Source organism: Ferrimonas sp. SCSIO 43195, from assembly GCF_023716685.1.
Lineage (GTDB): Bacteria > Pseudomonadota > Gammaproteobacteria > Enterobacterales > Shewanellaceae > Ferrimonas > Ferrimonas kyonanensis.
In genome coordinates, this window is the sequence record NZ_CP072679.1 from 1,470,522 (window position 1) to 1,485,198 (window position 14,677).

Annotated in this window: 10 protein-coding genes; 3 read left to right on the plus strand and 7 right to left on the minus strand. The window is 54.9% G+C overall.

The genetic code is table 11. The annotated features are described in order from the left end of the window. Window positions 1-150: 150 nt before the first annotated feature. Window positions 151-1,122 (minus strand): LysR family transcriptional regulator, encoded by a 972-nt coding sequence (locus J8Z22_RS07075; protein WP_028113660.1) that lies wholly within the window; start codon window positions 1,120-1,122, stop codon window positions 151-153. A 318-nt stretch (window positions 1,123-1,440) separates the two neighbouring features. Between J8Z22_RS07075 and ybaK the strand changes: the two genes are divergently transcribed. Continuing rightward, a complete protein-coding gene (gene ybaK / locus J8Z22_RS07080; protein WP_252009759.1) occupies window positions 1,441-1,911 on the plus strand; it encodes a Cys-tRNA(Pro) deacylase in 471 nt (156 codons plus the stop codon). A 130-nt stretch (window positions 1,912-2,041) separates the two neighbouring features. Here the strand turns inward: ybaK and J8Z22_RS07085 are convergent, their stop codons facing one another. Both J8Z22_RS07085 and J8Z22_RS07090 read right to left on the minus strand, forming a co-directional pair. After that, window positions 2,042-4,888 carry an FAD-binding and (Fe-S)-binding domain-containing protein gene (locus tag J8Z22_RS07085; RefSeq protein ID WP_051252750.1) on the minus strand — a complete coding sequence of 949 codons (2,847 nt, stop codon included), beginning with the start codon at window positions 4,886-4,888 and terminating at the stop codon, window positions 2,042-2,044. Window positions 4,889-5,927: 1,039 nt separating this feature from the next. Beyond that, window positions 5,928-7,607 (minus strand): L-lactate permease, encoded by a 1,680-nt coding sequence (locus tag J8Z22_RS07090; protein WP_035415951.1) that lies wholly within the window; start codon window positions 7,605-7,607, stop codon window positions 5,928-5,930. A gap of 1,064 nt (window positions 7,608-8,671) precedes the next feature. Here J8Z22_RS07090 and J8Z22_RS07095 point away from each other — a divergent pair. Together J8Z22_RS07095 and J8Z22_RS07100 are read left to right on the plus strand one after the other, a co-directional pair. After that, window positions 8,672-9,796: a hypothetical protein gene (locus J8Z22_RS07095; RefSeq protein WP_252009761.1), complete on the plus strand. Its 1,125-nt coding sequence runs from the start codon at window positions 8,672-8,674 to the stop codon at window positions 9,794-9,796. A gap of 143 nt (window positions 9,797-9,939) precedes the next feature. Beyond that, window positions 9,940-10,686 (plus strand): TetR/AcrR family transcriptional regulator, encoded by a 747-nt coding sequence (locus J8Z22_RS07100; RefSeq protein WP_051252747.1) that lies wholly within the window; start codon window positions 9,940-9,942, stop codon window positions 10,684-10,686. 84 nt (window positions 10,687-10,770) lie between these two features. Here the strand turns inward: J8Z22_RS07100 and J8Z22_RS07105 are convergent, their stop codons facing one another. The 4 genes from J8Z22_RS07105 to J8Z22_RS07120 all read right to left on the minus strand — a co-directional run bounded on the left by J8Z22_RS07105 (window position 10,771) and on the right by J8Z22_RS07120 (window position 14,646). Then, the gene (locus J8Z22_RS07105; protein WP_371878111.1) at window positions 10,771-11,901 is read right to left on the minus strand and encodes a hypothetical protein; all 1,131 of its coding nucleotides are present in this window, start codon (window positions 11,899-11,901) and stop codon (window positions 10,771-10,773) included. Between the two features lie 58 nt (window positions 11,902-11,959). Further along, window positions 11,960-12,694 (minus strand): cupin domain-containing protein, encoded by a 735-nt coding sequence (locus J8Z22_RS07110; protein ID WP_028113655.1) that lies wholly within the window; start codon window positions 12,692-12,694, stop codon window positions 11,960-11,962. Between the two features lie 70 nt (window positions 12,695-12,764). Then, window positions 12,765-13,130 (minus strand): cytochrome c3 family protein, encoded by a 366-nt coding sequence (locus J8Z22_RS07115; RefSeq protein ID WP_028113654.1) that lies wholly within the window; start codon window positions 13,128-13,130, stop codon window positions 12,765-12,767. Window positions 13,131-13,140: 10 nt separating this feature from the next. Then, a complete protein-coding gene (locus J8Z22_RS07120) occupies window positions 13,141-14,646 on the minus strand; it encodes a flavocytochrome c (RefSeq protein ID WP_252009763.1) in 1,506 nt (501 codons plus the stop codon). Between the last annotated feature and the right edge of the window lie 31 nt (window positions 14,647-14,677).

Consider the following 14,677-nt stretch of genomic DNA (forward strand, 5'->3'; position numbering starts at 1 on the left):
TGGGTGTTGAGACGGTGTAGAAAGATGAAGATAATAATAATTATCGATTCCTTCACCTGAAATATAAATTTACACTTCCGAGCTTGCTGTTTTATTAAAAATGAACAACTCAGTATTCAATAAGGTAAAAGGTATATTGAAAATGGGTTTTTAATAAGTTTGTTCACTATCTTGCTTTGATTGCAAGGTAAAAATTTTATCCCGAAGGTTTCTGGCAAATATTTCGGTTAAACGACTGTCGGCGCTGCCTTTGCTTTCCAGATAGAATTGGAACTCGTTGGTGCTGTGAGGTGACAACACCTGTTTGCTCCAGTAGTCGGTAATGTTGACATACGCCAGTTCGCTGCGTTCCTTGACCGCTTCCAGAGCGAACACCGACGCCAGAATGCTGATGTGATCGGTCCGGGCCAGCTGTTCCAGCAGCAGTGACATGCTGGAGGTTTTCATGGCCACCTCGATGGCACAACCGAGCTCCTGGGCCGCCACTTCGATGCGGTGATGTTTGAGGCTGCTCAAGGCATAGTTAAACAACACCATCGGGTGTTGCAGCAGGTTAGGCAGTGACACCGTTTGTTCAAACACCGGGTGGCCTTTACGGGCGACCAGGAAGTAGTTTTTCACGGTGCCAATGTGGTGTAAGTCCACGGAATCCGAGTGTTTGGGGTTGATCGAGATGCAGTAGTCCAGTTGCCCCAGATTGATCTGCTTGTGTGAATCAGGGGTCCAGGGGTGCAGGTTGTAGCCGAAGCCGTTGCCCAGTTCGGCGCGGGTTTGGTTCAGGCAATCCACCATCAGTCGGAACAGGTGCTCCTGGGCGGCGATATTGACCTCCCATCTCTGGGTATAATCGTGGGCCAGAGCCTGGGACAACTGCTGGTACTGGCGGGCCAGTTCCTTGGCCATCGGGTAAAAAAACTCGGCTCGTTGATTCGGGATCATGCCGTATTGTTGGCGGACAAACAGTTCATCCTCGAACACTTCGCGAAGGCAGGTCAGGGCGCGACTGACTTTAGGTTGGGTGCTATTGAGTTGACGCGCCACCGCGATGCCACTGCGCTGTTCATACAACTCGACAAACACACTCAGCGTAAAGTAATCCAGCTTATTGAGCTTGCTATTCATTGATATTGCCTGGGAGAGAGAATGAGCAAATCCTATATTCTATTTTGTCTTTTTTCCTGACTGTGGGTCACAATTTCAATGGGGAGGTTTCAGTATTTCAATATTGAATTATCTTTATTGTTTTTGAACTTTGAATATAAAAAGAATATAACGTTCTGTTAATCTTTATGAGGGCGTAAAGCCTATTTTAGCAACAAAAATAGGTCGTCTTATGCTGCCCGGGTCATCAAAGGCAGCAGATTTGTGATCCACTCTGATCGAGGAAGACCGTGAGTGTGGCATACTGGGTGGTCCTGATTGACTCAACAGCGATCCACTATGACCCCAGCCGTAAATGCCGCCAAGAAAGCCAAAGTGGCGTATCAACTCCATCAATACCACCACGATCCCGCCAGTCCCTCCTATGGCCTGGAGGCCGCCGATGCACTGCAGCAGGACCCGGCGCGGGTGTTTAAGACCCTGCTGGCTGCTGACGACGGTGGCAAACTGTATGTGGCAGTGGTGCCGGTAACCGGGTCGTTGGATCTAAAAGCCCTGGCTAAGGCCGTGAAAGCCAAACGCTTGGCCATGGCCGATCCTAAGATGGCAGAGAAAGCCACCGGCTACGTGGTCGGCGGCATCAGCCCCCTGGGGCAAAAAAAGCGACTGCCGCTATTGCTGGACGAATCGGCACAGGCCCATGCCACGATTTTTGTCTCCGGGGGACGGCGGGGTTTGGAGATTGAGTTGGCTCCCGACGAGCTCGTGTCTCTGACACAGGGCCAATACGCGGCCATAAGAGGGAGATAGCGGCGTTGTAAGCCAATGGTAAGGGCCTGAAGAGACTTGAGCTGTGTGACGTCGATATGAGCCCTTCAGCGAACGGTTATCCGAAAAAAAAGGCCACCCGCGAGGGTGGCCTTTGTCATCTCAGGACCGCTTAGGCTTTGGCCTTGGACGCTTTGTCCAGCAGGGTCAGGATGTTTTTGTACGGAATGCCGGAGTGAGTGGTCAGGCCGATCTCACAGGTGGCCGACACCGAGTAGCCACTGGTGCAACCCTTGTCTTTGGTTTCCGCTTTCAGGTTACGCAGGCCGTGGGCGTTCAGCTCTGGGTAGTTCATGCCGCGGTTACCGGCCATACCACAACAGCCAACCTTGTCACGCTCTGGTACCACAACGTCGGATGCGCACAGCTTGGCCAGGCCAACCAGGTCATCGACGATGCCCATCTTGCGACAGGTACAGGTTGGGTGCACCGCGATCTTCTCTTCGATCTTGGTGATGTCCAGCTTGTCGACCATAAACTGCATGGCGAACTCCTCTGGACCGAGCATGTTCAGGCGCTTGTCACAGGCACGGCGCATCCGCTCCAGACAGGCGGTGGTTTCCACCAGAATCGGGTGCTCACCGTTGTTGGAGACTTCCAGCAGCCATTTGGACAGCTCGTCAGACTTGCGATCCGCCTGTTCGTCGTGACCGTAAGACTCCCAGGACTGGCCACAGCACAGACCCTGAGGTTTCTCACCGCACAGCATCTCGATGTTGGCTTTTTCGAACAGAGACTTAATCGTCTCAGGAATCGAACGTTGATCCTTGTTGCTTGGCGCGGTGCCCAGCATGCGGTTCAGACAGGCAGGGAAGTACACCGCTTTGGTGTCACCCTTGGTGGACATTTCAGGCAGGGCCTTACCACGTTTAGGCATACCTTCAGTCCATTGAGGAATCGGCATGCCAGGCATGATCTTGCGCGCCAGACCGGTGACCGCGCCCATACCACCTTCGCCAATCACGGCACGGGCAATGTCGGTGGCACCCAGCGCAAAGCGGGCTACCCCTTCCAGGTTGTCGTACTGGTTGGCAGTGAAGTTGGCGATCTTCTTGTCCATGGAAGTGGCGTACTTGGCACGTTGCTTCTTGATGAACTTACCGGTGTCGATGCCCATGGGACAGCCCAGCTTACACAGGCCGTCGGCGGCACAGGTGTCCATGGCGTAGTAACGGTAGTTGGCTTGCAGATCCGCCAGTACTTCCGGCTCTTTGCCGGTGGTTTCCAAGGTTTTCATCACTCGGGCAACGGCGGTGCGCTGACGGGGTGACATGGTCAGGCTGTGGGCGACACAGTGCTGCTCGCAGAAACCACACTCGATGCACTTGTCGATGAGATCGTGCACCTTAGGCAGTGGCTTAAACCCTTTAGAGTGGCAGTGTGGGTCATCGTTGATGATGACGCCCGGGTTGAGGATGCCGGACGGATCCATCACCTTCTTAACCCGCTTCATCATGCCATAGATGTTGCTGCCCCACTCCTTCTCAACGAAGGCGGCCATACCGAAGCCGGTACCGTGTTCCGCTTTCAGGGAGCCATCGTACTTGGTGGCAACCAGTTCAACGACCGCTGCCATGAAGTTATCGAAACGATCAATTTCGGCTTGGGTGCTGAAGTCCTGAGAGAAGATAACGTGGTAGTTGCCTTCCAGGGCGTGACCGTAGATCACCGCGTCGTTGTAGCCGTGTTCGAAAGACAGGTTCTGCAGATCGATGGTGGCCTGAGGCAGCACTTCGATAGGGAAGGCGATGTCTTCGATGATGCAGGAGGTGCCCGCCGGACGCATGGAGCCCGCCAGAGGGAATACCGCCTTGCGGATGGCCCACATATTGGCGATTTCAGAGCCTACCTGAGTAAACTCGGCCGGCTTGTACAGACCGTGTTTGGCCATGATGGCGGTCATCTTGGCGATGTTGGCGTCGATCTCTTCCTGGCTCATGCCGAAGGTTTCGAACAGTACCGCTGTGACGTCCTTGTGGATGTCGTTCAGGAAGTCTGGGGTTTGGTACTTGGAGGCCGCGACCGCTTTCAGGGCGAAGTTATCCAGCAACTCGGCGGCGTTGGTCTCGTCAAAGGCGTCTTTACGCAGTTCCACAATCGCTTCACAGGCGCCACGCAGGGAGTCGAAGTACACCATGGCAGAGGCGGAGTGGGAGGATTTCACCACGCTCTTCATGGTCACCTCAGACAGGAAGCCCAGGGTACCCTCTGACCCCACCATCAGGCGCAGCATGATGTCGAACGGGTCATGGAAATCAACGAAGGAGTTCATGCCGAAACCGGTCACGTTCTTGATGGAGTACTTACGCTTAATGCGCGCAGTCATCTCTTCGTCGGCGGCAATCTCGTCGCGGATCTGCTCGATGCCTTTGATCACCTCAGGGTGCTTGGCGGCGAACTCTTTGCGGCTGGCTTCACTGGCGGTATCGAGTACGAAACCGTTGGCCATAACGATGCGGGCCGATTCAATCAGGCGGTAGGCGTTGTGGTGGGTACCGCAGTTCATGCCTGAGGCGTTGTTGGCCACAATACCGGACACCATGGCTGAAGCGATGGTGGCTGGATCGGGACCAAACTTCCACCCCAGCGGGTTGAGCACCTGGTTGACCTTGGCACCGATCACACCGGCCTGCAGTTTCATGCGGGCACCACCATCGAGTACCTCGTACTTGTCCCAGCCACTGCCGGCAACCATCAGGATGGAGTCGGAGATGGCCTGACCGCACAAGGCGGTACCGGCAGCACGGAAGGTAACCGGAGTCTTATTGGCATGACACTCCGCCAGGGAGGCCGCCACTTCAGCTTCGGTCTTCGGGTGAACAACGATCTGTGGACGTTTTTGATAAAAAGAAGCGTCGGTACCCCAGGCTACCCGGCGAAGGTAGTCGGTGTGAACGCGGTCCTGGTCTAGAATCTGGTTAAGTTTGTTAGCCAGTTCACTGTAGTTAGCAGTTAGCACTTTTTTATACCCTTATATTGTGTACCAAGGGAGTTAAATATTTGAACAAATATTTATTGCACTTGGTATAGCCCGCACCTGGATCACATTTATTCAACATCAATACTATGCCATAAGGGCATTTCTACATCTTTGGACGAATGACCGAATATAGAGTTAAAAAAGACCCCGGTTTTTGTGCAAGTGAACAAAATTATCGAAAATAATTCTTGATGGCTGCCGGGGTTGGTTGCGGTCTCTCTTAAAGGTGCAACAGAGCAGTTGCTCAACAAGGCGGCCGATGGTCGAGCGTGGCCCACCGACCAAGTCCAGCACAGGGGCGTGCCGTTGCTGGGGGAACGGCACAGGGGTATTCGCCAGCGCTGCAGATGCCGGCGCGGCTCACCATGGTGATTTTTGTTGCACTGGGTTTGCCTTATCAGCGCCGCTTGATTGACCCTGGTCTGGGGGGCGCCTTCGCCGGGTTACCGCTGCTTACTGCCTGATAACGCTTGCCTGAGAGATCTGTGATAACGCCGGTCTTCCCTGAAATAGACTCGGCAGCATCAGGTGTGCGAGTGGTCCTTTGCCACTGGCGGTCGAGGCAGTGTCGGTTTTCAGAGCACGCTTGTTGCCCATGGCTGCAAGCCTGCCTGATTGAATCACCAAGCGAGCTTCGACTCGATAAGCTTGCCTGTCGCCTTGCTTTCTGAAATGGAAAATGGAATGCCCTTCATCGGCAGGGGTGGTACGTTGGGTTTGAGGTTCGTCGCGCTGCGCTGATTGGATGTGTGCACAAAATCTGATTTTGGCACCATGAAGCCAATAGGGGAGGTGAAACCGGGGGGGATTATTTGTGGGTGTGGGGGTGAGCTTTTTATGCAACAGTCGATAAATTCGACCATCTACGTATTGTTATATAAATTGAATTTCGAATTTTCTTATTTTTGTAAATGTAAAAAGTGTTAATCAGGGCGCCGGGGATGAAGTGATATGGTTATGGTTCGCAATAAAAAAGCCGGACTCTTTAGTCCGGCTTTTTTCATCTCTGGCGCAGGTGTTAGAACCCGCCCCAGAAGAAGGCGATGGTACCCGCTACGAAGGCGTAGGCCAGGGCAACAGGCATGGTTTTACGAATAATTTCAGATTCGCGGCCAGCCATACCCACAACGGTAGCGGCGGCAACCACGTTCATTACGCACATCATGTTACCGGCGTTAGCACCGATACCCTGCAGGGCCAGTACCAATGCGTGGTTCATGCCGATGTTATCGGCAACAGAGAACTGCAGGCCGGAGAACATCATGTTGGAGAAGGTGGCGGAGCCAGACAGGAAGGCACCGAAGATACCAACGATTGGCGCGGTCCATTCCCAAACGGCACCCATGGTGTTGGCCAGCAGGTCAGCCAGCGCCTTAGGCATGGACATCAGGCCTGCGGCGTTTTCACCGGAGTTCAGGAAGATCTTCACCATAGGAACCGAGGCGCCCAGGGAGATGATGGTTGGGATCATGGACTTGCAAGAGTCTGTGAACGCACCGGTGAAGGCCTTTGGCTTCATCTTGAAGATGAAGAAGCCCAGGATACACACGGCGACAAAGAAGGCGCCTGGTGCGTACAGGGTCTTGAAGCCGGAGCTCAGGGAGGTGCCCATCAGGCCAGGCCAGCTGATGTTAAAGCTCAGCAGGAAGCTCTTCAGAGGGGCAACAACACGAGACAGTACCAGCAGACCGGCCATTACCAGGTATGGGGTCCAGGCAGCGGCTTGGGAAAACTGGGCCTTGGTGACGTCGGCGCCAGCAGCCTGTGGTTGGCCCGCAGTGGCAGACGCGGCTTTGCCGTCGTTTTCAGCGAAGTCATTCCAAGGCTTGGCTGGCAGCAGGAAGCCTTTCTTAGCCGCAGGGATAACCACAGCCATACCAACCAGAGCACCGATAACGGATGGGAACTCAGGACCGGCGAAGTAGTTGATCAGCCAGGCTGGGATGGTGAAGGCCAGACCGGCAAACAGGGCGAACTTCCAAATGGCCAGGCCTTCAGCGAAGGACTTGTTGCGGCCAAAGAAGCCAGTCAGTACACAAACCAGTACCACAGGAATCAGTGAACCGGTCACCAGATCGATGGTGATCATGTGCATGGCAATCTGCTGAGCGTAGTCAGCGAAGGTTGCGTTGGCACCCAGTGCAGCGATCTGCTCAGCGGCCATGGAAACGCCACCGGCGTCCAGACCTTTGTCCATACCGAACAGTACCGGCAGGCCGATGGCACCGAAGGAAACTGAAGTGGAGTCAGCAATCAGCGCAACAACGGCAGCAGCCAGTGGCGGAACACCCAGAAGTACCAGGAGTGGAGCGCCAATGGCAGCTGGAGTACCGAAGCCTGCAGAACCTTCAATGAAGGCGCCGAACAGCCAGCAGATGATGATGACCTGAACACGGGCATCGGCACTGATGTTGGTGAAGCCCGCACGGATGGTATCCATGGCGCCGGAAGCTGCCAGAGTCTTCAGCAGGAAGATTGCACCGAAGATGATGGTCAGCGGGGTTATCGCATCAAGCATACCCTGGACGACGGATGCACCAAGAATGGTGGTATCCATCTGCCAGATGAAGGCAGCTGCTAAACCGGTTAATACTGCAGAGATTGGCATTGCCTTTGAAGCAGGCATGCGCAATAGCACCAAGAATACAAGTACCGAAATAATCGGTGTGAGCGTTGCGATGGTCTGTATGAGATTCACGCCGTTTTCCCTTCTATTGAGGAATGATTACTTTCTTTCACTTTCACTACGTCAACTGAAAATTATTAATCCACAGCTGAACGCTAGTAATTGGTAGCGTATTCAATAGCGGAAAGCGGGAAAGAAAATTGATCCAAATCAATGTTGATGAACTTCACATTTTAGTAGCAATCGGGAATGAGTTTCTCATCCCAATTGATGATTTTTTGTGATCCATGCCATTTTTGTGCGACCGTGGCTAGTGATGGCGATCACACTTTTTTTCTGGCTTTTGAAACGAAAAATTCACAACTTATTTTTATCCTTTAGAATCAATGGCTTGGCCATGCATTCGGAATCTATAATGTTTCGTTTTTAGCGGTTCTTAATGTGAATGGTTGTCATTATCCAGACTGCGGGTTGAATATCGCTCAATAAAGTGAATTTTACTTTTTGAACCTGATTAGATCCTCTTTAATCTAAAAACTCACTTGCCGAAGGCTATTTTGTTTTGTCGCCTTGAAATGTGTAGGAAAATTACGAACATAATGTCAATTAAAGGCAAAATATTGGCCTTTATTGAATTTGAATTACACAATCAAACTCGGCTGAAAACACCAATTTATGTTTCGATAATCTTCGTCAATTACTGCTTCAAGCGGTTGGATTACTTTGGTAATTCTAATGTCATCATGATTTGAGGCCGGTTTTGAGCCCGCCAGAAGGGCCAAAAGCCGGTGCTGGCCGGGCGTATCGCCGATGGTTTGGTTGTGGTTTGGGTGGACTCGACCCATTTCGTTAACCTGGCGGTCACGACTCGACCCTCAAAATGCTCACAACTGCCGGGGTTGGCGGCAAAGTGAGCGCTGGCTCCCAGTTTGTGTTGGTTTTAGGAGCTGAATTCGACCGCGTCATTGCCAGCAGAGAGGCTTCAAGCAACTTTGTCGGACTGTGAGCCATGGATTCGGCCGGGATGTCGGCTGGACGTGCGGGGCGGGGACCGGGCAATGCCACCGCCGTGCAGCGGTGAAAATGCCTACTATGCTTAGGTAAATCAATTATCTAATTAAGGTTCAGGTGCGATTTTGGAGCCGAGTTGGTTACTGGGCCTGGCTGCCATTATGGCGGTGGTGGCGACGGCCCGACTGGAGCTGTTGGCGCGTCACCCGCTGCTGCTGTTGCTGGGGCTGCTGGCAGGGCAAGCGGTTTCCGGTTTTGGCTGGCAAACCGGGGTGACGGCCGCGGGCCTGGCTAAGGGGATCTATTTCCTGTTGCTGCCCTGGCTGATGGTTCAGGGGGCGCTGCACATCTCCCGGCGGCGATTGTCCCGCTTGTGGCCCTGGGTGGTGATTCCATCCAGCCTGGTGTTTGCGGTGACGGCAATGACGGTGGCAATGGTGTTGTACCTGAGCATAGATCATCCCGGATTTCCGCTGCTGTCGGCACTGATCGCCGGGGTATTACTGGCGGCGGCGGATCCCAGTTGGAGCTCGTTGCTGATTCCGCACAAACGGGGGTTACTGGTGCTGCTGGAGGGCGAAGGGTTGTGGGGAGAGATGCTGGCGGTGGTGGGACTGATGTTGTTGATCGCCGCGGGGTCGTTATCGCAACTGCAGCCGTTGTCATTGAGTTGGGACTTCATTCGGCTGATGCTGGCTAGCCTGATACTGGCCTGGTGCGCGCACTGGCTGATGCGACCGCTGCTTGCGCGCTTTCCCCGGTTGCTCTTGCCCTTGAGCTACCTGCTGTTCTGGGGGGCGGAATGGGGCCTGGGTTTGTCCGGGGTGGTGACCGCGGCAGTGGCGGTGTTGCTGCTGTCTCCTCGTATCGACGCCGGCAGTCGCGACTTTATCACCGAGGGGGCCCGGTTGTGGGCCGATGTCCTGGTGCTGGTGCTGGGGTTCAGTCTGACCCTGTCGATGTTTACCGAGCGTTATTGGGTCATGGCGATGGCCATTGGCGCCTGTCTAGGCGCGCGAGTGCTGGTGCTGGGGCTGATTGCCCTGATCCCGTCGTTGCCTCTGGCCACCGAGAGTCGTGGCCTGTGGTGGCGATTGCCGGTTCATGGCCCGGTGACCTTGGCGTTGGTGTTGAGCCTGCCGGTGTCGGTGACGGCCTGGTGGACCATTCAGTCGGCGTGCTATGGGGTGATTTTGTTTGAGTTGTTGATTCAGCGCCCCTGGGTTGCCAGAGGTTTGCCGTTTCGATGACTGAATTGGGTTTATTTGTGATCTCAAGTGAATGGGAAATGGCTGGTTAATGTGGCAAATGTGACCTGCTGCGGTCTGGGTTAACCCGGTTTTTAGTACAATGGCGGCGGCTGTTTGATGCCGTCTCTATAGGTAGTGAACGTATGCAATGCCCCCATTCCGAGGCTCAGCTTGAGCGTTGTCAGCGCTTGCTTGATTCGACAGAGTCCCTGATCGAAAAGCAGGGCCTGATCTCCTTTAAGTTGTCACAGGTCAGCAAAGAATCAGAGCTGTCTAACAGCACTTTCTACAAGTTGTTTGAAAGTAAGGAAGATCTGTTGGTGTGCTGTTTTCTGCGTAACTCCACCACCAATCATTTTGCGGCCTTTGAGCGTCAGTATCCTGATCTGACCCCCATCGAGAAGGTGTTGATGCCGATTATCTTCACCTTTGAAGCGACGCACTTTTCTCCCACCTTTAACCTGGTGCGTCAGGTGGCGGTGAACTCCATGGTCTGGCGGCTGGCCAGCCCGGAGAAAGTGAAGGTGTTTGAGCAAAGGATCAATCAGTTCTGGCAAAGCATTACCGGCTTTTTGGGGCAGGCGGTGGCCGAAGGGGAGCTAGTGGCCAGCGAGGATGAGATTCGCGAGTTTGCTCAAGCGATCACCTTCTATCTCAGTGGCGCGTTGTCGGCCTTTGAAAGTCGGCTTATTGACGAAGGTTATCTGCAGGAACAGCGGCAGACGTTGTTCCGGCAACTGAAAAAGGTGTTCAGCCCCTATCAGTGGCGGGAGCCGCTGACACTGGCAGCGTTTGAGCGCATTGGCATGAGGGTGCATCTGTACTATCAGAATCATCGCGACAGCTTTAACAGCTGTCGTAACTGCCAGCAGATGCAGCAGCGTCCCTAGCGTCGCTTGCTTTAGTTGTGGCACGGTAAAAAAACGGCACCCTGAGGTGCCGTTTTGCGATGTGGTTGATGACGGTGTTTTGGCTTAGAAGTAGTAGCCGAAGTTGATGTTGATGCGTTGATCCCAGCCGTCGCCAGCCTCTTCCAGGCCCACGTGGTCGTCCATCTCGGTAGAGAAGGTCATGTTACGGCCCATGACAAAGTCAGCCATGATGTACAGCGGTCCGGCGGCGATGGCGGCACCGGTCACGTTCTGGTAGCTGTTGTCAAAGCTGTCGTCGTCCGTATCCGGAGTCATGATGCCAAAGTCGTTGTATACCTTGACGCTGCCCCAGCTGGTTGGGATGGTTTTGGCGATGTTGAAGTTGTAGGCCTGGCCTTTGGAGGCGATCTCATATTGCCAGCTGACCACCGATACACCGATTTTATTGCCGTCGACGCCGGCTTGATTTTCGGCATCGTATTCGTACTGCATGGCCTGCAGTTGAATGTTCCAGCCGTTAAAGCTGGAGTCCAGGTGCGCGGCGATGGCATAGCGATCGCCATTTTTCTCGGTTTTGCTGTTGTAGATCTGGCCCCATTGAACCGAACCACCAATGGTGGTGCTGCCGCCGTCATGGCTCAGGGTATAGGTCTGGCGCAGGTTCAGCTGATTGGTTTCTTCGTTGGCGTAGTCGGTGCCGTTGATGGTGCCGGTGTACAGATCGGTGGCGTAGCGCTTGTTTTCTGAGGCGCCGTATTCCGGGTTCTTGTAGAAGCCCAGGTCGGTGTGCCACTGGCCGTCATCAAAAGTGGCTTTCAGACCCACATCATGGTCGTCTTCAAAGCCCAGGTAGTAAGGGATACCGAACCACCAGCTGTTGGAGATGAATTCACGGTTGCCAAAGGGGACTTTGTTAATACCGAACTGCAGCTGCCATTCCGGGCTGACGTCGTAATAGCCGTAGCCGTACTTGATGTAATCGGTGCTGGAGGTGAAGCGGTACTCGGACGCCAGGCCCCAGTCGCCATGCTTGCCGTTAAACTTGATGGCGGCCATGTCAAAGCTCAGGTCGCCGCCTTTGTCTTTGGAGGCATCGCTGTAGAATTTCATGCCGTAGTTGACCCGGACTGCGCCGCCGACGCTGATGCCGTCTTGTTCCTGAGCCTGAGCTGGCGTGGTCAGCAGGGGCATGACCGCCGCTGCCACCAGAGAAAGTTTGGTTAGCTTGTTCATTATTTCACTGCCTTAAAGGGAGCCGGCAATACCGGCTCCAAAACATGGTTCGGGTTGTTTATTTTTCGAATTTGTCCTGGTTGGTGCCGTAAGGCCCCAGATCCATGGCGGCTTTACGCAGGGCGTCAACCCGGTCAAAGGCTTCTTCGGCCACGCGCAGGTTCTTCACGTCTTTGCGCCAGTAGTATTTGAAACCGTCGAAGTGGGCGTTTTTCGGATACCAGTACATCACGCCAAAGCCTTGCTCATCGGTGATCGGGGTGTTGTGGATGGTGTTGCCAGGAATGTAGAAGTACTGGCCCTTTTCCATCCACTTGTACTGACCGTCGGCCAGAGTGCGGGCACGACCGGATACCGCGTAGTAACACTCGGGTTGACCGTGGAAATGGGGGGCATGATCAGAGCGGCCGCCGTTGGTGATGCCGATAACCACTGGGGCGTCGGACAGCTCCTTCCACAGGTAGCCGACGGGGGCATTTTCCAGCTTGCAGTCTTTGGCTTCCATGATGTTGCCGTCGTCGTCCATGGTCTTACAGAAGCGTTGATCCTTGGCAATGGAGTCGTTGGACTGAATGGTGTTGAAGTCGACGCGACCGGCCTCCCAGTCGGCGATGTACTGCATCACCATCGGATCTTTACACTGCTCAGGCATGGTGTCCTGTGGCGAGTACGGGGTGCTGTCATACGGGATGGCAGTCGCTTGCTGGTAAGGCAGCTGGGCGTGCTCCAGGTGGGCGTTGGCCAGGACAGAGCCGGAGCAGAATACGCCGATTAGCAAAGCAAGTTTTTTCATCATCTTCATCCTATTGGAATGGTACTTTTTTGTTTTGGATGGCACCGGAGTCACTCCGGTGCCAGGGGTGTTACATCACGTCAAACCAGGTGCGGTGGCACTCGGAGCACACAGGGGCTTTTTTCTGGTGCTCTGCGTGACACGCCAGGCAGCTGGCGCCCTGATTAAAGTGAATGCTGTTGTGCGGGTTGGCCTCTTCCAGCACCAACTCGCGGGTAATCTCAATGTCGTTGATGCTGCCGTGGCAATCCTGGCAGGCGCTGTCGTCGACGTATTTCTTTGCCGATCCTGAGTGGCAGGCTTTACAGCCGTCTTCATACAGGAATTGATGGTTGTCGCGTCCCTTGATGCTGCCCTTGACGGCGACCAGGTCGCCGGCGTTAGCGGTGACGGCGATTCCCAAACCCAGAGCCAGGGTTAACAGTACTGTTTTCATGCTGTTGTCCTCAGGCGTCAGCGGTGATGGTGGTGGGCACGATCAGCCCCATGGTCAGACACTCCAGGCAGGAGGTTGAGCTCAGACGGGCGTGGCCATGAACCCCGCCGGTGACTTCGCCGGCGGCGTACAGCTTCTTGATGGGACTCATGGTGCGCCCATCCAAAACCCGGCCATCCAGGTCAGTTTTCAGGCCACCCATGCAGTAGTGCACTTTGGGCCAGATGCGGGAGACCACGAAGGGGGCTTTGAGTACCCGGGCGGTGTCCATCTTGCGGCCAAAGTCGGGGTCGGTGCGCTGCTCAACATGACGGTTGTATTCGGCCACGGTCTGCTTGAGCTCGGCCAGCGGCACATTGAACTGCTGGGCCAGCTGCTCGAGACTATCGACCTTCCAGGCCATCTTGTCGCGCAGGGCTCGAACCACACGATCGTCATCGGGATGATCCTGATAGTTGAAGAACACCAGCGGGTAGGCCGGGGTGCCGTCCTGATAGCGGTTTTTCATGATGGCGGTGGAGCAGGTCAGGCGGTCGGCGCGTTCGTTCATGTAGCGCTTGCCGCTAAGGACACTGACGGACATGCCTTGGTGCCAACCGATGGACAGCAGGGCGTTGGACCAGCCAAATCCGCCTTCGTCCGGTGAGCCCCAGTGACCGGTCTGGATCATGTTCAGGTGCACCGGCAGGGCGCCGTGAGCCATGGCGGACAGCATCACCTCACCGGTGGCACCGAGATGGTTGGTGCCGTCCAGGGTGGGATCCAGAGAGGGATCCACGGCGGCGCGCAGGGCCATGTTGCGGGTAAAGCCCCCGGAGGCGCAGATGACCGCCTTGTTGGCCTTAATGCGCAGCAGTGACCCGGTTTTCTGATCCGGGAATCGATAGCCCCGGCGTACGACCACACCCTGAACTTCATCGTCGACTCGAATGAAGTCTTCGATGTAGTGCTGCAGTCGGTAGTCGACCCCTTCTTTGACACCGGCTTCGTACAGCTTGGTGGTGATGTCACCGCCGGTGCCGTGCTTGGTGCGGATGGCGCGGGCCTTGTTGTGGCCGCCTACCTGAATGTTGAAGTTGTTGCGAAACTCGACGCCGGCATCGATGCACATGTGGTACGCGTCCAGGGCGTGCTCGGCAATTTTGGTTAGCATCGGTTCGCTGGCCATGCCGCGGCCGGAGATCATCTGATCTTTGACCAATTCGGCCGGGCTGTCGTCATTGATGCCCTGAGCCAACTGAATCGGGTTTTTGGGTACCGCAAACCAGCCGCCGTTGATGGCGGAGTTGCCGCCGATGACTTGCATTTTTTCCAGTACCAGTACTTTTCCCAGGCCCTGACGCTGAGCGTTCAGGGCGCAGGACAGGCCTGCAAAGCCTGAGCCGATCACCAGAACGTCTACCTCTTCGTCCCAGTGTTGTGCCTCTCCCCGAGCGGCCAGTGCCGGCATGCTGGCGGTCAGGCTTCCTGCGGCAATGCCAGCCCCCAGTTTGAGGAATGAGCGTCTGTTCGACATGGTTTCTCCAAGTGCTACTGCGTGTTTTGAT